Annotated in this window: 11 protein-coding genes; 5 read left to right on the top strand and 6 right to left on the bottom strand. The window is 69.2% G+C overall.

Going from position 1 to position 21,090, the window contains the following annotated elements:
* Nucleotides 1-6 precede the first annotated feature (6 nt).
* The 3 genes from SBI80_RS08325 (at nucleotide 7) to SBI80_RS08315 (ending at nucleotide 9,789) form a co-directional block, all read left to right on the top strand.
* Nucleotides 7-3,285: an arabinosyltransferase domain-containing protein gene (locus tag SBI80_RS08325; protein WP_413232676.1), complete on the top strand. Its 3,279-nt coding sequence runs from the start codon at nucleotides 7-9 to the stop codon at nucleotides 3,283-3,285.
* 70 nt (nucleotides 3,286-3,355) lie between these two features.
* Complete coding sequence (locus SBI80_RS08320; protein ID WP_318973998.1) at nucleotides 3,356-6,634, top strand: arabinosyltransferase domain-containing protein; 3,279 nt, start codon at nucleotides 3,356-3,358, stop codon at nucleotides 6,632-6,634.
* Nucleotides 6,631-9,789 carry an arabinosyltransferase domain-containing protein gene (locus tag SBI80_RS08315; protein ID WP_318973997.1) on the top strand — a complete coding sequence of 1,053 codons (3,159 nt, stop codon included), beginning with the start codon at nucleotides 6,631-6,633 and terminating at the stop codon, nucleotides 9,787-9,789. Before SBI80_RS08320 ends, SBI80_RS08315 begins: the two co-directional genes overlap by 4 nt.
* On the opposite strand, the gene SBI80_RS08310 is transcribed toward SBI80_RS08315, so the two are convergent.
* Nucleotides 9,779-10,330, bottom strand: a complete 552-nt coding sequence (locus SBI80_RS08310; protein WP_318973996.1) for a TetR/AcrR family transcriptional regulator — start codon at nucleotides 10,328-10,330, stop codon at nucleotides 9,779-9,781. The two genes, SBI80_RS08315 and SBI80_RS08310, sit on opposite strands and share 11 nt — an antisense overlap.
* Nucleotides 10,331-10,435: 105 nt before the next feature.
* Between SBI80_RS08310 and SBI80_RS08305 the strand changes: the two genes are divergently transcribed.
* Nucleotides 10,436-11,311 carry an LLM class flavin-dependent oxidoreductase gene (locus SBI80_RS08305; RefSeq protein ID WP_318973995.1) on the top strand — a complete coding sequence of 292 codons (876 nt, stop codon included), beginning with the start codon at nucleotides 10,436-10,438 and terminating at the stop codon, nucleotides 11,309-11,311.
* Between the two features lie 14 nt (nucleotides 11,312-11,325).
* Here SBI80_RS08305 and SBI80_RS08300 read toward each other — a convergent pair whose 3' ends face one another.
* From SBI80_RS08300 to SBI80_RS08290, 3 genes are read right to left on the bottom strand one after another with little or no spacing between them, the layout of a single operon-like run.
* On the bottom strand, nucleotides 11,326-12,327 hold the full coding sequence (locus SBI80_RS08300) for a DUF4331 family protein (protein WP_318973994.1): 1,002 nt from the start codon (nucleotides 12,325-12,327) through the stop codon (nucleotides 11,326-11,328).
* A 14-nt stretch (nucleotides 12,328-12,341) separates the two neighbouring features.
* Nucleotides 12,342-12,773 (bottom strand): RDD family protein, encoded by a 432-nt coding sequence (locus tag SBI80_RS08295; RefSeq protein ID WP_318973993.1) that lies wholly within the window; start codon nucleotides 12,771-12,773, stop codon nucleotides 12,342-12,344.
* Nucleotides 12,770-13,213, bottom strand: a complete 444-nt coding sequence (locus SBI80_RS08290) for a hypothetical protein (protein ID WP_318973992.1) — start codon at nucleotides 13,211-13,213, stop codon at nucleotides 12,770-12,772. Before SBI80_RS08290 ends, SBI80_RS08295 begins: the two co-directional genes overlap by 4 nt.
* Between SBI80_RS08290 and SBI80_RS08285 the strand changes: the two genes are divergently transcribed.
* Nucleotides 13,212-14,087, top strand: a complete 876-nt coding sequence (locus SBI80_RS08285; protein ID WP_318973991.1) for an MBL fold metallo-hydrolase — start codon at nucleotides 13,212-13,214, stop codon at nucleotides 14,085-14,087. The two genes, SBI80_RS08290 and SBI80_RS08285, sit on opposite strands and share 2 nt — an antisense overlap.
* On the opposite strand, the gene SBI80_RS08280 is transcribed toward SBI80_RS08285, so the two are convergent.
* Together SBI80_RS08280 and pks13 are read right to left on the bottom strand one after the other, a co-directional pair.
* Entirely contained in the window at nucleotides 14,084-15,658 is a 1,575-nt protein-coding gene (locus SBI80_RS08280) for an acyl-CoA carboxylase subunit beta (protein WP_318973990.1), read from the bottom strand. The two genes, SBI80_RS08285 and SBI80_RS08280, sit on opposite strands and share 4 nt — an antisense overlap.
* 5 nt (nucleotides 15,659-15,663) lie before the next feature.
* The gene (gene pks13, locus SBI80_RS08275; RefSeq protein ID WP_318973989.1) at nucleotides 15,664-21,081 is read right to left on the bottom strand and encodes a polyketide synthase Pks13; all 5,418 of its coding nucleotides are present in this window, start codon (nucleotides 21,079-21,081) and stop codon (nucleotides 15,664-15,666) included.
* Nucleotides 21,082-21,090 lie beyond the last annotated feature (9 nt).

The following is a 21,090-nucleotide window of genomic DNA, read 5'->3' as shown; positions in this document are numbered from 1 at the left end:
TCGACCGTGACCGATGAGGGCCCGTCAGGCGGAGCACTAACATCTAGCCCCGTGAGTCGCGCGGAGGTGGTAGCGGGTACCAACCACGTGACCGCCCGACGCATCGCCATCGTCGCCGGACTGCTCGGCGCCCTGCTGGCCATCGCCACGCCCTTCCTGCCGGTCACCCAGACCACCGCGCAGCTGAACTGGCCGCAGAACGGCGTGCTGCAGAGCGTCGACGCGCCGCTGATCGGATACGTGCCGACCGACCTCGAGGTGTCGATCCCCTGCCGTGCCGCCGCCGGCCTCGTCGGGCCGGAGAACGCCAACCGGACCGTGCTGCTGTCCACCGTCCCCAAGCAGGCGCCCAAGGCCGTCGACCGCGGCCTGCTGATCGAGCGGGTCGGCGGTGACCTGCTGGTCATCGTGCGCAACACCCCCGTCGTCACGGCTCCGCTAAACGAGGTGCTCAGCCCGGCCTGCCAGAAGCTGACGTTCACCGCCCACGCCGAACGGGTCACCGGGGAGTTCGTCGGCTTGGTGGAGGGACCGGACGCCGAGGGGTCCGCCAAGCCGGGCGATCCGCTGAGGGGCGAGCGCAGCGGCTACGACTTCCGCCCGCAGATCGTCGGCGTCTTCACCGACCTCTCCGGACCGGCCCCGCCCGGCCTGACCTTCTCGGCGAACGTCGACTCTCGCTTCAGCACCTCGCCAACCCCACTCAAGATGATCGCGATGATCGTCGGGATCGTGTTGACAGTCCTGGCGCTCGGCGCCCTGCACGTGCTCGACACCGCAGACGGCGTCCGGCACCGGAGGTTCCTGCCCCGGCGCTGGTGGTCGCTGGGTCCGCTGGACGGGCTCGTAGCGGCGGTGCTGGTGTGGTGGCACTTCGTCGGCGCCAACACCTCCGACGACGGCTACATCCTGACCATGGCCAGGGTGTCCGAGCACGCCGGTTACATGGCCAACTACTACCGGTGGTTCGGCACGCCGGAGACCCCGTTCGGTTGGTACTACGACCTGCTCGCGCTCTGGGCGCACGTCAGCACCGCGAGCGTCTGGATGCGGCTGCCGACGCTGTTGATGGCGCTGGCGTGCTGGTGGGTGATCAGCCGCGAGGTCATCCCCCGCCTCGGGCACGCGGTCAAGACCAGCCGCGCGGCGGCCTGGACCGCGGCAGGGATGTTCCTTGCGTTCTGGCTGCCGCTGAACAACGGGCTGCGGCCCGAGCCGATCATCGCGCTCGGCATCCTGCTCACCTGGTGCTCGGTGGAGCGGGGCGTGGCGACCAGCCGGCTGCTACCGGTCGCGATCGCGATCATCATCGGCGCGCTCACCCTGTTCTCCGGGCCCACCGGCATCGCCGCCGCCGGCGCGCTGCTCGTCGCGATCGGACCGCTGAAGACCATCGTGGCGGCGCACACCTCGCGCTTCGGCTACCTCGCGCTGCTCGCGCCGATCCTGGCCGCGTGCACCGCCACCATCTTCCTGATCTTCCGCGACCAGACACTGGCCGCCGAGGTCCAGGCCAATGAGTTGAAGTCGGCCGTCGGACCGAGCCTGGCCTGGTTCGACGAGCACATCCGCTATGAGCGGCTGTTCATGGCCAGCCCCGACGGCTCGGTGGCCCGGCGCTTCGCGGTCCTCGCGCTGCTGCTCGCGCTGGCCGTGTCGGTGGCGATGTCCTTGCGCAAGGGCCGTATTCCCGGCACCGCCGCGGGGCCGAGCCGACGCATCATCGGCATCACGATCATCTCGTTCCTCGCGATGATGTTCACGCCAACCAAGTGGACGCACCATTTCGGCGTCTTCGCGGGCCTGGCCGGCTCGCTGGGCGCCCTGGCGGCCGTCGCGGTGGCCGCCACGGCGATGAAGTCCCGCCGCAACCGCACCATCTTCGCCGCCGTCGTGCTGTTCATGACGGCGTTCTCGTTCGCCAGCGTCAACGGCTGGTGGTACGTCTCCAACTTCGGTGTGCCATGGTCGAACCAGTTCCCGCAGTGGAAGTTCGGCTTCACCACCTTCCTGCTTGGGCTGTCGGTGGTGGCGCTGCTGGTGGCGGCGTGGTTCCACTTCGGCGGAGGGCGGGAACTCGACGACCGCAGGCCTCGCCGCTGGTCGCGAATCGCCCAGGCACCGTTGACGATCGCAGTGTGGGCGCTGGTCGTCTTCGAGGTGGCCTCCCTGACGATCGCGATGGTGAGCCAATACCCCGCGTGGTCGGTCGGCCGGGCCAATCTGGAAGCCGTGACCGGCAAGACCTGCGGCCTGGCCACCGACGTGATGGTCGAACAGGATCCCAACGCCGGGATGCTGACGCCGGTGAGCGTGCCGGTGAGCGCCGCGCTCGGCGCCACCACCGCACAGGGCTTCGGGCCCAACGGGATTCCCGCCGACGTCTCGGCCGACCCCGTGATGGAGCCGCAGGGCAGCGGAAACTTCGCCGACACCGACGGCTCGGTGGTCACCGGCAGCGAGCCGGGCACCGAGGGTGGCACCACCGCCGCGGCCGGCGTCAACGGATCGCGGGCGCGTCTGCCGTACAACCTCGACCCCGCCAAGACCCCGGTGATGGGCAGCTGGCGCCCCGGTGCGCAGCAGCCCGCACAGCTGAGGTCGGCCTGGTACCGACTGCCCTCGCGCGATCAAGCCGGGCCGCTGCTGGTGGTCGCGGCCGCCGGGCGCTTCGACGTCGGCGAGGTCGTCGTCCAGTGGGCGACCGACGCGCAGGCGGCCAACGGCCAGCCCGGCGGCAGCACGAGCCTCGGCGACGTCGGCGCGGTGCCGGCGTGGCGCAACCTGCGGGTCCCGCTGAGCGCCATCCCGCGCGACGCCACCCAGGTGCGGCTGGTGGCGACCGACGACGACCTCGCCCCCCAGCACTGGATCGCCGTCACCCCGCCTCGGATCCCGAAGCTGGAGACGCTGCAGGACGTCGTCGGCTCAACCGACCCCGTCCTGCTGGACTGGCTCGTCGGCCTGGCGTTTCCCTGCCAGCGTCCCTTCGGGCACCAGAACGGCGTCACCGAGGTGCCCAAGTGGCGCATCCTGCCCGACCGTTTCGGTGCCGAGGCCAACTCGCCCGTCATGGACTACCTGGGCGGTGGCCCGCTGGGCATCACCGAGCTGCTGGTGCGCGCCGAACCCGTGCCGACCTACCTCGAGAACGACTGGTTCCGCGACTGGGGCGCTCTGCAGAAGCTGACGCCGTGGTACCCGTCCGCCCAGCCGGCCCGCCTGGATCTCGGCACCGCCACCCGCAGCGGTTGGTGGACGCCGGGCCCCCTGCGCCTGAGCTGACCCGGCGAAACGAGCCGGCCGCCGCATGGCGCCGTCACGCACACGAGTCCGTCGCATAGCATCGAGCCTCGTGCCCGCCAGGACCCTTCGACTCGTCGCCATCATTGCGGGCCTCGTTGGGCTGTTGCTCTGCGCGCTCACCCCGCTGCTCCCCGTGAAGCAGACGACGGCGGCGATCCTCTGGCCGCAGGGCACCGGACCCGATGGATCGATCACCGACGTGACCGCTCCGCTGGTGTCCGGGGCGCCGCTGGCCCTGGACGTCTCGATCCCCTGCAAGGCGGTCTCCACCCTGCCTGCCGCCGGCGGCATCGTGCTGTCCACGATCCCCGACGGTGGCATCGACGCGGGCCGCAACGGTCTGTTCGTCCGGGCCACCGCCGACAGCGTCATCGTCGCGTTCCGTGACTCCGTGGCCGCCGTGGCTCCGCGCCAGGCCGTCGACACCGGCGCCTGCAGCGTACTGCACGTCTGGGCCAACGTCGGCGGGGTCGGCGCGGACTTCACAGGCATCCCCGGCGCAGCGGGCACCCTTCCCGTCGAGAAGAAGCCGCAGGTCGCGGGCGTGTTCACGGATCTCAAGGTGGCGCCGCAGCCAGGTCTTTCGGCCCGCGTCGACGTCGACACCCGCTTCATCGCCAGCCCGACCGCACTGAAGACCGCCCTGATGACCCTCGGCGTACTGGCCACCATCGCCTCGATCGTCGCGCTGGCCGTCCTCGACCGCCGGCACGGCCGGCGGGTGCCCGGCGGGTGGCGCCGGTTCGCCCGCGCCGGCGTCGCGACCTGGCTGGCCGACGTCGCCGTCGTCGGGGTCCTGCTGCTGTGGCACGTCGTCGGGGCGATCTCCTCGGACGACGGTTACAACCTCACCATCGCCAGGGTGTCCGGCGACGCGGGGTACGTCGCCAACTACTACCGCTACTTCGGGGCCACCGAGGCGCCGTTCGACTGGTACCAGTCGCTGCTCGGTCACCTCGCCGCGATCAGCACGGCCGGGGTGTGGATGCGCCTGCCCGCCCTGCTCGCCGGCCTGGCGACCTGGGTGCTGCTGAGCCGCTGGGTGATCCCCCGACTCGGCCGGCGATTGGCGGCCAACCGGGTCGCGGTGTGGACCGGCGCCGCCGTGTTCGCGGCCGCCTGGCTTCCCTTCGACAACGGCCTGCGCCCCGAGCCGCTGATCGCCTTCGGCGCGCTGCTGACCTGGGTGCTGGTGGAGTACTCGGTCGGGGCCCGCAAGCTGTGGCCCGCGGCCGTGGCCATCATCGTCGCGGCCTTCAGCGTCACACTGGCGCCGCAGGGCCTGATCGCCGTCGCGCCCCTGCTGGTCGGGGCCCGCGCCATCGCCCGCGTGGCCGGTGACCGGCGCACCGGCGAGGACCGCGTTGGGCTGCTGGCGCCCGTCGCGACCTTCGCGGCGTCGCTGTCGCTGATCTTCGTCATCGTCTTCCGTGACCAGACCCTGGCCACCGTCGCCGAATCCGCGCGCATCAAGTACACCGTCGGCCCGACCATCTCCTGGTACCAGGAGTTCCTGCGCTACTACTTCCTCACCGTCGAGGACAGCGTCGACGGTTCCCTGACCCGCCGCTTCTCGGTGCTGATCCTGCTGCTGTGCATGTTCGGACTGCTGGCGGTGCTGCTGCGGCGCGGCAACCTGCCCGGCATGGTGACGGGCCCGGTGTGGCGGCTGCTCGGGACCACCGCCGTCGGGTTGCTGCTACTGACCTTCACCCCGACGAAGTGGGCCGTGCAGTTCGGCGCGTTCGCCGGGCTGGCCGGCGCGCTCGGTGCCGTCACCGCCTTCACGTTCTCCCGCGTCGGGCTGCACAGCCGACGCAACCTCGCGCTCTACGTGACCGCGCTGCTGTTCGTCCTGGCATGGGCCACCTCGGGCATCAACGGCTGGTTCTACGTCGGCAACTACGGCGTGCCCTGGTTCGACAAGCAACCCGTGCTCGCGGGCCAGCCGGTGACGTCGATGTTCCTGGCGCTGGCGATCCTTGGCGGTGTTCTCACCGGCTGGCTGCACTTCCGCATGGACTACGCCGGGCACACCGAAGTCGCCAACACCCGGCGCAACCGCGTCCTGGCGTCGACCCCGCTGCTGGTGGTCGCGACGCTGATGGTGCTGCTCGAGGTCGGATCGATGGTGAAGGGCGCCGCGGCCCGCTACCCCGCCTACACCACCGCCAAGGCCGACGTCGACGCCATCGCCTCCGGTCTGGGTTCGTCCAGCTGCGCCATGGCCGACGCCGTCCTCGTCGAACCCGATCCAAATGCCGGCCTGCTGGCACCGGCTCCTGGTCAGCGGTACGGCGCGGACGGACCGCTCGGGGGCACCGACCCGGTCGGTTTCACCCCCAACGGGGTCAGCGACACCCTGCTGCCGCCCGAACCCGTCACCGCCAACCCCGGCACGGTGAACTCCCCGGGCTCCCCCGACAAGCCCAACTCGGGCATCGGCTTCTCCGCGGGTACCGGCGGCGGGTACGGGCCGGTCGGCGTCAACGGGTCTCGGGTGTTCCTGCCCTTCGGGCTGGACCCGGCGCGCACCCCGGTGATGGGCAGCTACGGCGAGAACGGCGCCGCGGCCAAGGCGACGTCCGCCTGGTACGCCCTGCCACCGCGGACCCCGGACCGTCCCCTGGTCACCGTGACGGCAGCGGGGGCCATCTGGTCGACCGACGAAGAGGGCAACTTCAACTACGGTCAGTCGCTCAAGCTCGAGTGGGGTGTCACCAACCCCGACGGCACGTTCCGCGGAGTGGGGCTGGCGCAGCCGATCGACCCACTGGTCCCGCAGCGCGCTTGGCGCAACCTGCGCTTCCCGCTCGCGGCGGCCCCGCCGGAGGCCAACGTCGCGCGCATCGTCGCCGACGACCCGAACTTGTCGACCGACCAGTGGTTCGCGTTCACTCCGCCGCGGGTCCCGGTGCTGCAGACCGCACAGCAGTTCCTCGGGTCCTCGACCCCGGTGCTGATGGACATCGCCACGGCCGCGAACTTCCCGTGCCAGCATCCGGCGACCCAGCACCTCGGCGTCGCCGAGCTTCCGGAGTACCGGATCCTGCCCAACGCCAAGCAGGTCGTGGTGTCGTCGAATCAGTGGCAGTCCGCTGACGACGGTGGCCCCTTCCTCTACATCCAGGCACTGCTGCGTACCTCGACCGTGCCGAGCTACCTCAGCGGGGACTGGTACCGCGACTGGGGTTCGATCGAGCGCTACGACCGGATCGTGCCCGCCTCGGTCGCCCCCACCGTCGCCGTCGACCAGGGCACCGAAACGGTGTTCGGGTGGACCCGACGCGGCCCGATCCGCGCCCTCCCGCTGGAAACGGACTCATGAGAACCACACGCTGGGTGGCGATGATCGCCGGACTGATCGGCTTCGTGCTGTCGGTCCTCACTCCCCTACTCCCGGTCGTCCAGACCACTGCGATGGTGAACTGGCCGCAGGCCGGGCAGCTCACCAACGTCACCGCGCCACTGATCTCGCTGACGCCGGTGACGATGACGGCCACGGTGCCGTGCGACGTGATCGCCGCCATGCCACCGGCCGGCGGCATGGTGCTCGGCACCGCACCCGCCAACGGCAAGGACGCCGCGCTCAACGCGCTGTTCGTCAACGTCACCGCCTCGCGCGTCGACGTCACCGACCGCAACGTGGTGGTGGCCAGCGTGCCGCGCACCAAGGCCGCCGGATGTTCGCGAATCGACATCGTCTCCGACGAGAAGGGCACGTTCGCGACGTTCGTGGGCCTGACCGGACCCGATGGCAAGGAACTGCGCAGCGGATTCCCCGACCCGAACCTGCGGCCGAATTTCGTCGGCGTCTTCACCGACCTGAAGGGCGCTGCCCCGCAAGGGCTCTCGCTGTCGGCAACGGTCGACACCAGATTCACCACCAAGCCGACGGTCCTCAAGCTCACCGCGATGCTGCTGGCCATCGTCGCCACCGTCATCGCGATCATCGCCCTGTGGCGGCTGGATCAGACCGACGGCAGGCGCATGCAGCGCTTGATCCCGTCGCGGTGGCGCACGTTCTCGGCCACCGACGTCGTCGTGGTCGGCGGGTTCCTGCTGTGGCACGTCATCGGCGCCAACTCCTCCGACGACGGCTACATCCTGCAGATGGCCCGGGTGGCCGAACGCGCCGGCTACATGTCGAACTACTTCCGCTGGTTCGGCAGCCCCGAGGATCCCTTCGGCTGGTTCTACAACGTGCTGGCCCTGATGACCCACGTCAGCGACGCCAGCATCTGGATGCGCCTGCCGGACCTGATCTGTGCGCTGGTGTGCTGGCTGCTGCTGTCCCGCGAGGTGCTCCCGCGCCTCGGCCCGTCGGTGGCCTCCAGCCGCGGCGCGATGTGGTCCGCCGGCCTGGTGCTGATGGCGGCCTGGATGCCGTTCAACAACGGGCTGCGCCCCGAGGGTCAGATCGCCACCGGCGCCCTCATCACCTACGTGCTGATCGAACGGGCGATCATCTCGGGCCGGCTCACCCCCGCCGCGCTGGCCATCGTCGCCGCCGCCTTCACCCTCGGCATCCAGCCGACGGGCCTGATCGCCGTGGCCGCGCTGCTGGCCGGTGGTCGTCCGCTGCTGCGCATCCTGGTGCGGCGTCGCCGGGACCTCGGCACGTGGCCGCTGGTGCTACCACTGCTGGCGGCGGGAACGATCATCCTCACCGTGGTGTTCGCCGACCAGACGTTGGCAACGGTGTTGGAGGCCACCAGGATTCGCACTGCGATCGGTCCGAGTCAGGCCTGGTACACCGAGAACCTGCGCTACTACTACCTGATCCTGCCGACCGTCGACGGCTCGCTGTCGCGGCGCTTCGGCTTCCTGATCACCGCGCTGAGCCTGTTCACCGTGCTGTTCATCATGTTGCGGCGCAAGCGGGTTCCCGGTGTCGCCCGCGGTCCCGTGTGGCGACTCGCCGGAATCATCTTCGGCACCATGTTCTTCCTGATGTTCGCGCCCACGAAGTGGGTGCACCACTTCGGTCTGTTCGCCGCCGTGGGCGCCGCGATGGCGGCGGTCGCGACGGTACTGGTATCGCCATTGGTGCTGCGCTCGGCACGCAACCGGATGGCCTTCGTCGCCGCCCTGCTCTTCGTCGTCGCACTGACCTTCTCCAGCACCAACGGCTGGTGGTACGTCTCGAGTTTCGGCGTCCCGTTCAACAATGCGATGCCGAAGATCGGCGGCATCACCGTCAGCTCGATCTTCTTCGCGCTGTTCGGCATCGCCGCGGTGTGGGCATTCTGGCTGCACCTCGCGGGAACTCGCGCCGAGAACCGGCTGGTCAAGGTGGTCACCGCCGCCCCGATCCCCGTCACCGCGGGCTTCATGGTCCTGGTGTTCGTCGCCTCGATGCTGGCCGGCGTGGTGCGCCAGTACCCGACGTACTCCAACGGCGCCTCCAATCTCGAGGCGTTCGCCGGCGGCTGCGGGCTGGCCGACGACGTGCTCGTCGAACCGGACAGCAATGCCGGTTTCCTGACTGCGCTTCCGGGTGACTACGGCCCCCTCGGCCCGCTCGGCGGCGTCGGACCCGTCGGCTTCACCCCCAACGGCGTACCCGATCACATCGTGGCCGAGGCCATTCGAAATGACCTTCCGACGCCGGGCACCGACTACGACTGGGCGCGACCGGTAAGGCTGTCGAGCCCCGGGGTGAACGGGTCGACCGTGCCGCTGCCGTACGGCCTCGATCCCAGCCGCGTTCCACTGGCCGGTACCTATCAGCCCGGCCCGACCCAGCAGCAGAGCCGGCTGACGTCGGCCTGGTATCAGCTACCGGGTGCCGATGCCGCCCATCCGCTGGTCGTCGTCACCGCCGCGGGAAGCATCAGCGGCAACAGCGTCTTCAACGGCCACACCGAGGGCCAGACCGTCGAACTTGAGTTCGCCAAGCCAGGTCCCGGCGGCGCTCCGGTACCGGCCGGGCGCGTCGAGCCGTATGATCTGGGCCCGATCCCGTCGTGGCGCAACCTTCGCTTCGACCGCTCTCAGATCCCGGCCGACGCGACGGCCGTGCGGATCGTTGCCGAGGACCTGTCGCTGACCCCCGGCGACTGGGTCGCCGTCACGCCGCCGCGGGTGCCGGAGCTCGAGACGGTGCAGCGGTACCTCGGCTCCGAACAACCGGTGCTGATGGACTGGGCGGTCGGGCTGGCCTTCCCGTGCCAGCAGCCGATGTTGCACTCCAACGGTGTCACCGAGGTGCCCAAGTTCCGCATCACACCGGACTACAACGCCAAGCGCAAGGACACCGACACCTGGCAGGACGGCCTCAACGGGGGCCTGCTCGGCGTCACCGACCTGCTGCTGCGACAGAACGTGATGTCGACGTATCTGTCGCATGACTGGGGCCGCGACTGGGGTTCGCTGCGCAGGTTCGACACCATCGTCGACGCGCAGCCCGCCCAGCTCGACCTCGGCACGGCGACGCACTTCGGGTGGTACTCGCCGGGCAAGATCCGAATCAAGCCCTAAGCCCTGCGACGAGGACTCGCACCATGCGGCGGGCGTCGTAGCCCTGGTCACCGCCGGCGCCGATGCAGAGGTTTCCGACGCCGCGCATCAGCCACAGGGCGTCGACGTCGGAGATCATCTCGTCGGCAGCCGCGACGAGTAGCTGGTCGCACACCGGGACGAGACGATCGAGGAAGTGGGCGTGCAGGCTCTCGTAGCCTGCGGAGTCCGACTGCCAGGCGTGGGCCAGACCGTGCTTGGTGACCAGGAAGTCGACGAACAGATCGATCCACTTCGCCAATGCGTCGTAGGCGGAGTCGTTGGTGGCCAACAGCATTGGGCCGGCGTCTGCGCACGCCTGCACCTGGTGGCGGTAGACCGCGACGATGAGGTCGGCGCGCGTGGGGAAGTGCCGGTAGATGGTGCCGACTCCGACGCCGGCCGCGGCGGCGATGTCGCGCACGGGAACGTCGACGCCGGATTGGACGAACGCCGCGGCCGCCGCGGCGAGCAGCGCCTCCTCGTTGCGCCGGGCATCCGAGCGCTTGCGCGGCGGTTTCATCGGCCATCCCTCCCCGCCTAGTCAAACGGAACAATGTTCCGTATGGTGCATCACCGGGAACGACGTTCCGTTTCCGACTCTATCGCTTCTCGAGGAGACGTTCGCATGACAGGTCGGCATCCCGTGCGGTTCGGCATCATGACCGCTCCGCAACAGGTCTCCTACGTCGACGTGCTCCGCGTGTGGCAGGAGGCTGACGCGCTGCCCGAACTCGAACACGCCTGGCTGTTCGACCACCTGATGCCGATCGGTGGCGACCTCGACGGCCCGATCCTGGAGGGATGGACACTGCTGGCGGCGCTCGTCGGCCAGACGCGCCGAATCAGGGCGGGAATATTGGTCACCAGCAATCGCTTTCGCCCCCCGGCCATGCTGGCCAAGATCGCCACCACGGTGGACGTCGTCTCCCAGGGCCGCCTGGACTTCGGCATCGGCGCCGGGTCGCGGCCGAGCAATCCCCTCGCGCGGCGCGAATACGACGCCAACGGCCTGCACTACGACGACTTCGCCGACTCCGTCGCCAGCCTCGCCGAAGCCCTCGCGGTCATCAAGAAGGCATGGACCGAGACCCGGCCGTTCGACTTCACCGGCAACCACGTCACGGTCACCGGAGCGTTCGGCAATCCCAAACCCGTTCAGAAGCCGCATCCTCCGATCGTCATCGGTGGGCGATCCACCAAGCTGCTGCGCGTGGTGGCCGAGCACGCCGACGTCTGGAACATTCCCGGCGGCGACCTCGTCGACGCCGTCGAGCGCAGCGCCCGGCTGGACCGGTTCTGCCACGACGTTGGGCGCGATCCGGCCTCGATCGTCCGGTCGACGTACCTGCCCGTCTCCTACGAGCGGCCCGACGTCACCCGCGACGCGATCGGCCGCGCGGTCGAGGCCGGCTTCAGCCACGTCGTCCTCGGACTCTCCGACCCCTATCCAGCCGGCGTCGCGCAGTGGGTAGTCGACGAGATCATCAGGCCGTCGACCTAATCACGGGCCGACACTCAATGCGGCGTACCGAGATACGGGAACGTGGCGAGGGTGTCGGTGTGCGGGCTCAGCCCGGTCGGCGGGATGTCGCCCTTCGACAAGAAGGCCAGGCGGTAGTCGATGACGTCGTCGGTGAGCACCCGGCCGTTGGGGTACTTGGCCGGCTTCGACGGGTCGAAGGTCAGCATGTCCGGCAGCGTGCCCTCCTCGTCGATCGCGGCGATCGCCTCTTCCTCGGAGTAGCCCCCGGTGTGGCCCATCAGGTGGACGAACTGCCCGATCCAGCGTTGCCTGTCGTGCACCGGCAGGCTGGCGTTGTACTCCTCCTTGGTGTCGTCGGTGTTGAAGAAGCTGCTGACCGACGGATGCCCCGCCCGGTCGACGTGCACCAGCTCGCCGTCGCGGCGCAGGCTGCACCGTCCCCAGATCCGCAGCGCCCCAGTGGCGCCCAGTCTCGCGGTGGGCAGTTCCAGCGCGATGGAGAACACGTTGGCCGTCGCGTTCGAGTCGACCCCCGTCCAGGGTGGGGTGCCCGGGGCCTGAAGCGCGGTGAAGTTGCGGCCGCCCGAGATGTCGAAGAGGTTCTTGATCCCGTCGAAGTCGAAGAAGAACGCATCGCTGCGCGCCCCGGCGAAGAACGTCACCCCGTCGGCGGTGACGACGTTCGGCGTCGGGCCGAACGACACCTCGACGCCGGCGAAGATCTTCTCGCCCAACGGTTCCGGTTGTCGCGCCTGGGCACCGGTGGCCATGAACACGTCCACGGTCTGGCGGCCGTCCACCGGTTCGGAGAAGACGTAGCTGAACGCGACGTCGTCGAGCAGGTCACCGTCGCCGTCGACGGCGAGGCGGTAGATGGCATCCGGATGCAGCGCGTCGGCATTCGGGTTGGCGTTGAGGATCAGCACCGTTCGGGTGGAATCCGCCGGGGACTGGAAGGCGTACAGGTCACAGAGATCCAACCGCTGATCGCCAAGCGGCGGTCCGAGGCTCAGGCCGGTGAAGTGGTTCGACATATCATGATCAAACCCTAAATCGGCGCGACGTACACCACCCGCGTGCCGAACAGCAGATCCTGTACCGATCTGCGCCGGGCATCGACGGCGACGAGCGCCAGACCGATCGGGAACACCACGCACGCCAGTGCCCGCAACACGGCGACGGCCGGCCTCAAGCGTCCGGCATCCCGGCCCACCACGCGCAGGCCCATGACCACCGCCCCCGCCGTGCATCCCGAGACGATCCAGCAGCCGGCCAGATACAGCACCGCGACGCCGAAGACCACCGTCGTCGAGAAGAAGGCATCGAGCGCCGGAAACCGAAAGGCCGTGGGCTGCACCACCAGTCGGGTCAGCGCCATCCCCAGATAGAGCATTCCGACGATTACCCCGACCACCACCAGATCGATGATGGCGGCCACCCCGCGGCTGACGATCCCCGCGGCAGTGAGATTCGCGCTCACCGTGGCTCCTGGGTGCGCCCCAGCATCCTGCCGACGAAGCCGGACACCGCGTCGTCGGCGCGCTGCCCCTGGGTGCGGACGTCGGTCATCACCTCGGCGGTCACCGAGTTGGTCGACTCGCGGATGATCCTCGGAAGGTCGACCCCGTCGATGACTAGATTGGCCAGACCGATGAGGTCGATGCGCGCGATGATCGCGTCGATGTCGATCTCCGCGGCGATGGCGTCCACGTCGACCCGCTCCCGAATCAGGGCGTCGAGGTCGATCTCGTCGAGAACCAGCCCGACCACCTGGGCTCCCACCACCGACACCGCCGCGCGCAGCTGCCGGGCCAGCGCCAACCTGCCACGGCGCACTCCATCTCCGACGATGGGCAGCGCGTCACCCAGCTTGAGCACGTCGGCGAGGTCGGCCACCACCGCATCGTAGTGTCGTGCCATGACCGACCGCATCATGCTGGGCAACGCCACCGTGACCCGGGTCCTGGAGACCGAGGTGGAGATGCGGACGTCGCTGTTCGACGTCCCCGCGGCGGAGTGGGCCGCCAATGCCGAGCTGCTCGAGCCCGACTTCTGGAACCGCGCCGAGGACCGGTGGCGCATCGCGATGCAGATCTGGGTGCTGCAGGTCGACGGGCTGACCGTCGTGGTGGACACCGGTGTCGGCAACGACCGGGATCGCCCGCACATGCCGCCGCTGGACCACCTGTCCACGGACTTCCTGACCGACTTCACCAGGGCGGGTTTCGATCCCGCCGACGTCGACGTGGTGGTCAACACCCACCTGCACACCGATCACGTCGGGTGGAACACTCACCTGGTCGACGGGCAGTGGCGCCCGACGTTCCCCAACGCCCGTTACGTGATGCCAGAGGCGGACTACCGCCACTTCGCCCCAGATGGCCCCGGGTACACCGAGGCGATGGGAATCGTGTTCTCCGACAGCGTGTTTCCCGTCGAGTCACAGATCATGACGTGGGCCGACGACTTCCAGCTCAGCGAGTCGCTGCGGTTGCGGCCGGCGGCCGGGCACACCCCGGGTTCGTCGGTGCTGTGGCTCGATGCGGGCCAGCCCGCGGTGTTCGTCGGCGACTTGACGCACTGCCCCATCCAGATCGTGCGGCCCGCCGATCCGTGTGCCTTCGACGTCGACGGCGCCGCGGCGGCGGCCACCCGCCACCGCATCTTCACCGAGGCAGCGCGGGCCCGCGCGGCGGTCATCCCCGCCCACTACCCCGGGCACGGCGGCGCAACGCTGGTGGCGCGCGGCGACCGCTTCGAGGTCGACGACTGGCTGGAGCTGCCGAAGCTCTAGATCGGCGTCAGGCCGTGCTTGCGCAGCGTCTTGGGGAAGTTCTGCTTGTCGCGCAGCAGACGCAGCGACTTGCGCAGCAGCAGTCGCGTCTCGTGCGGTTCGATGACCCCGTCGATGTAGCCGCGCTCGGCGGCGATGTACGGGATCGCCAGGTTGAGGTTGTAGCCCTCGATGAAGTCCTTGCGGATCTTCTGCACCTCGGGTGCGGTGGGATCGGGGAAGCGCTTCACCAGCAACTGGGCCGCGCCCTCGGCACCGATGACCGCGATGCGCGCCGTCGGCCACGCGTAGTTCAGATCCGCCGAGAGCTGCTTGGACCCCATCACCGCGTAGCCGCCGCCGTAGGCCTTGCGCACGACGATGGTCACCTTCGGCACGTCGGCCTCGACGATGGCGTTGAAGAACCGGCCGCCGCGCTTGATGATGCCGTCCTTCTCCTGCTCCACACCCGGCATGGCGCCGGGGGTGTCGACGACGAAGACCAGCGGCAGGTTGAACGAGTCGCAGAACCGGATGAAGCTGGCGGCCTTGTCGGAGGCATTGGTGTCGACCACGCCGGACAGGTAAATCGGCTGGTTGGCGATCACGCCGACCGGCCGGCCGTCCACCCGGGCGAACGCCGTGATCATCGCCGGGCCGCGTTGCTGGCCAATCTCGAAGACGTCGCCGTCGTCGAAGATCCGCAGCAGGATCTCGTTCATGTCGTAGCCCATGTTGTCGGCGTCCGGCACGATCGTGTCGAGCTCGAGGTCGGTCGGGGTGATCTCCGGCTCGAGACCGGGGTTGACGATCGGAGCGTCGTCGAAGTGGTTGGACGGCAGGAACGAGAGATAGTCGCGGACGTACTGGTAGGCCGCGGCCTCGGACTCGACCACCTGATGGATGTTGCCGCGCTGGGCCTGCACGTCGGCGCCGCCGAGCTCGTCGAACGTGACGTCCTCACCGGTGACGTCCTTGATCACGTCGGGACCGGTGATGAACATGTAGCCCTGGTCGCGGACCGCGACCACCAGATCGGTCTGGATCGGCGAATACACCGCACCACCGGCGCACTTGCCGAAGATCAGCGAGATCTCGGGAACCAGGCCGCGCAGCATCTCGTGGCGACGACCCAGCTCGGCGTACCACGCGAGGGAGGTCACCGCGTCCTGGATGCGGGCGCCTGCGGAGTCGTTGATCCCGATGATCGGGCAGCCCACCATGGCCACCCACTCCATCAACCGCGCGACCTTGCGGCCGAACATCTCCCCGACCGAACCCTGGAAGACGGTCTGATCGTGGCTGAACACGCCCACCGGGCGGCCGTCGATGGTGCCGTGGCCGGTGACGACGCCGTCGCCGTACAGGGCGCCCGGGTCACCCGGGGTCTTGGCCAGCGCGCCGATCTCCAGGAAGCTCCCCGGGTCGAGCAGCGCATGAATGCGCGAGCGTGCGCTCGGAATGCCCTTCTTGTCCCGGCGCGCCTTGGCCTTCTCGTCACCGGGGTCCTGGGCCAGCTCCAACTTCTCGCGAAGCTCGGCCAGCTTCTCGGCGGTCGTGTGGGCACGCGTCGGGGGGAGTGTCTCGGTCACGTCGCCTACTTCTCCTTCTTCGCCGCGCCGGCCTCGACGCGGCTGATCGCCTCGCTCATGTGCGCGCCAACCTTCGCAATGTACGGCTCGTCGATGGCCTGGATGTGCTCGCCCCCGATCGGGATCACCTCGAGATCGGCGACGAACTCACCCCAGCCGCCGTCGGGCTGGCGGATGCCGTAGCGCGGCTCGAAGAAGATGGCGTCGTCGTGGTACCGGTCGGCCATGTAGAGCGTGACGTGCCCGTCGTATGGCTGGATTTCCGCCGTCTCGAGGAGCCGGTTGTCCAGGTAGGACGTCCGCTGGTGCTCGATGATGCCGCCGGGAATGTCGACGCCGGCATCCTTGACCGCATCCAGGACGAACTTCACCTGGCCCTCGTCGTCGAGGTCCTCGAGTTGCTCGTACGGGATCTCGGGGATCTCGACGTTGAAGGTCCGCGACGCGAACAGCGCGTAACGATCCCACCGCGCCCGCGTCTCCTCCTTGGTCTGAGGAACTTCTTCGCCCGGGCGGACCATGTCGATCAGGCCGACGAATTCGACCTTCGCGCCAAGGCGCTTCAGTCCGATCGCGCAGGCGTAGGCCAGCGCGCCACCGAGCGACCAGCCGACCAGGATGTAGGGGCCGTCGCCCTGAATCTCCCGAAGCTTCGGCAGATACAGCGCCGCGCGTTCCTCGACCGAACCCTCGACCCGCTCGAAGCCGTACATCGGGGTGTCCGGGGGCAGCCGCTTGAGCAGCGGCTCGTAGACGACCGTGGACCCGCCGGCGGGATGGAACACGAACACCGGGGTCCGGGTCGAACCCTCGGGCCTGGCGCGGATGGTGCGGACGAACCCGTCGAGTTCGCCGGCATCCATCAGATCGCGAACGACGGTCGCCAGGTCCTGGATGGTGCGGGCCGACGTCACCTGCTCGGCGGTGACGACCCCGTCGGCTCGCTCGGAGAGCCGCTCGGCCAGCTTCTCCGCGACATCGGCGGAGATCGACGGCAATTCGTTGAAGATGCCGCCGGGTGACTTGCCGGTGACGATCGCCCACGTCGCGAAGGTGACCCGCTCGGCCGCATCCCGTGGCGGGACGTCGGCGCCCAGTGCCTCGGTGACCGCCTCCTGCGTCAGCACCTTGGCCGCCAGGCCGGCAGCCGACGTCTTGGTCTCGGCCGGGCCCGCCGGGTTCGTCGGAGGTGCCGGCGTTCCCGGACCGGCCGGATTGGTCGGCGGCGGTGGCGGGACGATTCCCGCGGTGTCGATGGGCGCCGCGGCGGCTGCCTCGGCCTCGGCCTGCTTCTGGGTCAGCAGCTCCTCGAGCTCGGCGACCGTGGTCGCGCCACCCATCAGCTCGGCCTGCGCCGCCGCGATCTCCTCGTCGGTCTGCGTCTTCTGCACCTCGGCCAGTTGATCGACCTCGTCGCGGTGCTCGATCGCGTAGGTGATGAGCTTCTCCACGGCGTAGAGGTTGGCGTCACGCACCGCGGTCAGCTGGATCGGCGGCAGGTCGAAGTCGTATTCGACGCGGTTCTTGATCCGCACGGCCATCAGCGAGTCCAGGCCCAGCTCGATGAGCGGCACCTCCCACGGCAGATCCTCGGGCTCGTAGCCCATGGCGCCGCCGACGATCGCACCGAGACGCTGGGCGATGGTCTCGCCGCTGTCGGGCGACCACTTGGCGAAACCCGCCGCCAGACCCGCACCCGCGGTGAGGTTGTCCTGCAGGATCGCCGGCTCGTCGGCGGGCTCGGGCTCCTCGAGCACAGCGGGCCCGCTAGGGGTCACGACTGCGTCCGTCGCTACCGCGGTGGCCACCGGCGCTGCCATCGGCAGCGCGCTTGCCTGCCCGCCGCGCGTCACGATCGCGTCGTACACCAGCGTGAAGGACTCCTGGATGCGGGCGTGCACCTGCACCGTCGCCCCACCCGGGTGGCGGGTCAGCGTGGTGACCAACCGGGCGTCGTCGGAGGGGACCGCGCGCTGTTCGAAGGCGGTCAGCTTGGCGTCTGGAAGTACTTGCACCGCAGCCGCTCTCACCAGCGCACCGAGGTCAGTGGCACCGCGCTGGGAGTACTCCCAGACATGGCGGCCATCGGGCATCGCGACGTGCGTGCCGGGCAGCATGTTGGACCCGTCGCCGGTGAAGCGCACGTCGAGCCAGTGTGACTTGCGCTTGAAGCGCGTCGGCGGGATGGGTGCGTAGTCCTCCTCGGAGGTGGCCCGCGAGAACAGCGTCCAGATGTCCAGGTCGTGACCGTGGACGTAGAGCTGCGCCATGGCCGTGGTCATCGAGTCGACCTCGTCCTGCTTGCGCGCCAGCGTCGCGATCAGCTGCCCGTCGTGCAGGCCCGCCGACGCCGTCGTCAGCCCAACCTGCATGAGCGCCACCGGGTTTGGCGCCAGCTCCAAGAAGGTGGTGTAACCGTTGTCGACCGCGTTGCGGATGCCGTGGGTGAAGTAGACGCTGTGGCGCAGCCCCTTCTTCCAGTAGTCGACGTCGTGGATGGGCTCGGCGCCGGCCCGGATCAGCTGGCCCTCGTGGACGGTCGAGAAGTAGGCCGTCTGCAGCGAATGCGGTTCGATGCCCTGGATCTCCGCGGAGAGCTCACCGAGCAGCGGGTCCATCTGCTGGGTGTGGCTGGCGCCCTTGGTCTGCAGCTTGCGGGCGAACTTGCCCTCGGATTCGGCGCGCGCGATGATCGCGTCGATCTGCTCGGGTGGCCCACCGATGACGGTCTGCGTCGGCGCCGCGTAGACGCACACCTCGAGACCCGGGTAGTCGGCGAAGACGGACTTGATCTCGTCGGCCGAGTACTCGACGAGCGCCATCAGCCGGATGTACTCCCCGAACAACATCGCCTCGCCCTCGCCCATGAGATGAGCTCGCGAACAGATGGTGCGGGTGGCGTCGGCCAGGCTCAGGCCGCCGGCGAAGTAGGCCGCCGCGGCCTCACCGAGTGACTGTCCCACCACCGCACCGGGGCTGGCGCCGTGGGCCTTGAGCAGCTCGCCGAGGGCGATCTGCAGGGCGAAGATCACCGTCTGGACCACTTCGATGGGGTAGTCGCAGGTCTCGTTGGTGTAGTCGATCGAGTCGTCGAGGATCAGCTCGACGACGGAGTAACCGCGTTCGTCCTGGATCAGGGCGTCGACCTTGTCGATCCACTCGGCGAAGATCGGGTCGCGCAGGTACAGGCTCTTGCCCATCTTGCGGTGTTGCGCACCGAATCCGGCCAGCACCCAGACCGGGGCGTTGGTGACCGGACCGTCGGCGGCCAGCACCAGCGGGCTCTGCTTGCCCTCGGCCAGCGCGCGCAAGCCCTTGACGGCCTCGTCGTGATCGTGGGCCAGCACCACGGCGCGGGAGCGCCCGTGGTTGCGCCTGCTCAGCGACCGACCGATGGCCTCCAGGGAGGACGCCCGGCCCTGCGGCCCGTCGATCCAGTCGGCGAGTTCGGCGGCGGTGGCACGCTTGCGTGAGGTCAAGAAACCCGAAACGGCAAGGGGGACGAGCTTCTTCGTCGGGTTCTCGGCCTCGGCGGCTTCGAGTTCCTCGCGGGCGAGCTCGAGTAGGCGCAAGGCCTCGTCGGTCAGGCCGGGCAATTCGGGCTCGGCCTCAGCCGAGGCGGCCGGCACGTCGAGCGCGTCGTCATCGTCGTCGATGAACTCGCCGTACTCGTCCACCCGCACCCCGCCCACGTACACTGCGTCGGCTTCCGACTTCTCTTGGGGGGCAACGGTTTCCGAGACTGGCTCGGGCTCGGTCAGATCGGACGGCAGCACCTCGCGCAGCACCAGGTGGGCGTTGGCGCCACCGAAACCGAAGCCCGAGACGCCGGCGATGGCGTGACCGCCATACCGCGGCCAGTCGGTGACCTGGTCGTTGACCTTGATCCGGATCTTCTCGAAGTCGATGTACGGGTTGGGCCCGGTGTAGTTGATCGACGGCGGCACCTTGTCGTGCTTGAGCGACAGCGCAACCTTGGCCAGGCTGGCCGCACCCGCGGCCGACTCCAGGTGTCCCAGATTGGATTTCACCGCCCCCAGAAGGGCCGGCTTGTCGGCAGCGCGACCCTTGCCGACCACCCGGCCCAGCGCGTCCGCCTCGATGGGGTCACCGAGGATGGTGCCCGTCCCGTGGGCCTCGACGTAGTCGACGGTGCGCGGGTCGATGCCCGCGTCCTTGTAGGCCTTGCGCAGCACGTCGGCCTGGGCGTCCGGGTTGGGCGCCAACAGTCCGTTGGACCGTCCGTCGTGGTTGACCGCGCTGCCTGCGATCACGGCGATGATGTCGTCGCCGTCGCGGCGGGCATCGGCGACCCGCTTGAGCACCAGCATGCCGCCGCCCTCGGAGCGGGCGTAACCGTTGGCGTCGTGCGAGAAGGACTTGCAGCGACCGTCGGGCGCCAGCACGCCGCCCACCTCGTCGAAGCCGAGGGTCACCATCGGGGTGATCATGGCGTTGACGCCACCGGCGACGACGACGTCGACGTCGCCGGCGCGCAGCGCCTTGACGCCCTCGTGCACGGCGACCAGCGACGACGAGCACGCGGTGTCGATCGACATGGACGGGCCGCGGAAGTCGTAGAAGTAGGACACCCGGTTGGCGATGATCGAGCTCGCGGTGCCGGTGATGGCGTACGGGTGCGCGGCATTCGGGTCGGCGATGCTCAGGAACGTATAGTCGTTGTTCGAGCTGCCGACGTAGACCCCGACGCTCTCACCACGCAGGCTCGACGCCGGAATCCTGGCATGCTCCAACGCTTCCCAGGTCAGCTCGAGCGCCATCCGCTGCTGCGGATCGATGTTGTCGGCCTCCATCTTCGACAGCGCGAAGAACTCCGAGTCGAAACCCTTGATGTCGGAGAGGTAGCCACCGCGGGTGTGCGCCTTGGCCACTCGCTCGGCGATGCGCGGTTCGGCCAGGAACTCCTCCCAGCGGCCCTCGGGAAGCTCGGAGCTGGAGTCCTTGCCCTCGAGCAGCGCGCGCCACATCTCGTCGGGAGTGTTCAAGTCGCCGGGGAACCGCGTGCCGATGCCGACGATCGCGATGTCCGCGAGATCCGGCTCGCGCGACCAATCCTCGTCCTCGTCGGCGGCCGCGTCGTCCTCCGGCTCGCCCTCGACGATCACCGTCGCCAGCGATTCGATCGTGGGATGACGGAACGCGACGGTGGCCGTCAGCGTGACACCGGTCAGGTCCTCGATGTCGCTGGCCATGGCAACCGCGTCGCGCGAGGACAACCCCAGCTCGACCATCGGGGCGGACTCGTCGATGGAGTCGGGAGCCTGCCCGGTGGCGTTGGCGATCCAGTTGCGCAGGAACTCCCGAATCTCACCGACCGTCTTGTCGGTGCGGGCGGGCCGGATCTCCGGCGAGGAGCCCTCGTCGGAGGCCGGAGACGGCGAAACGTTCTCTGCGTCAGTCATGTTCACTGT

Source organism: Mycolicibacterium sichuanense (genome assembly GCF_033741125.1).
GTDB lineage: Bacteria > Actinomycetota > Actinomycetes > Mycobacteriales > Mycobacteriaceae > Mycobacterium.
This window is presented reverse-complemented; position numbering and strand designations above follow the sequence as displayed.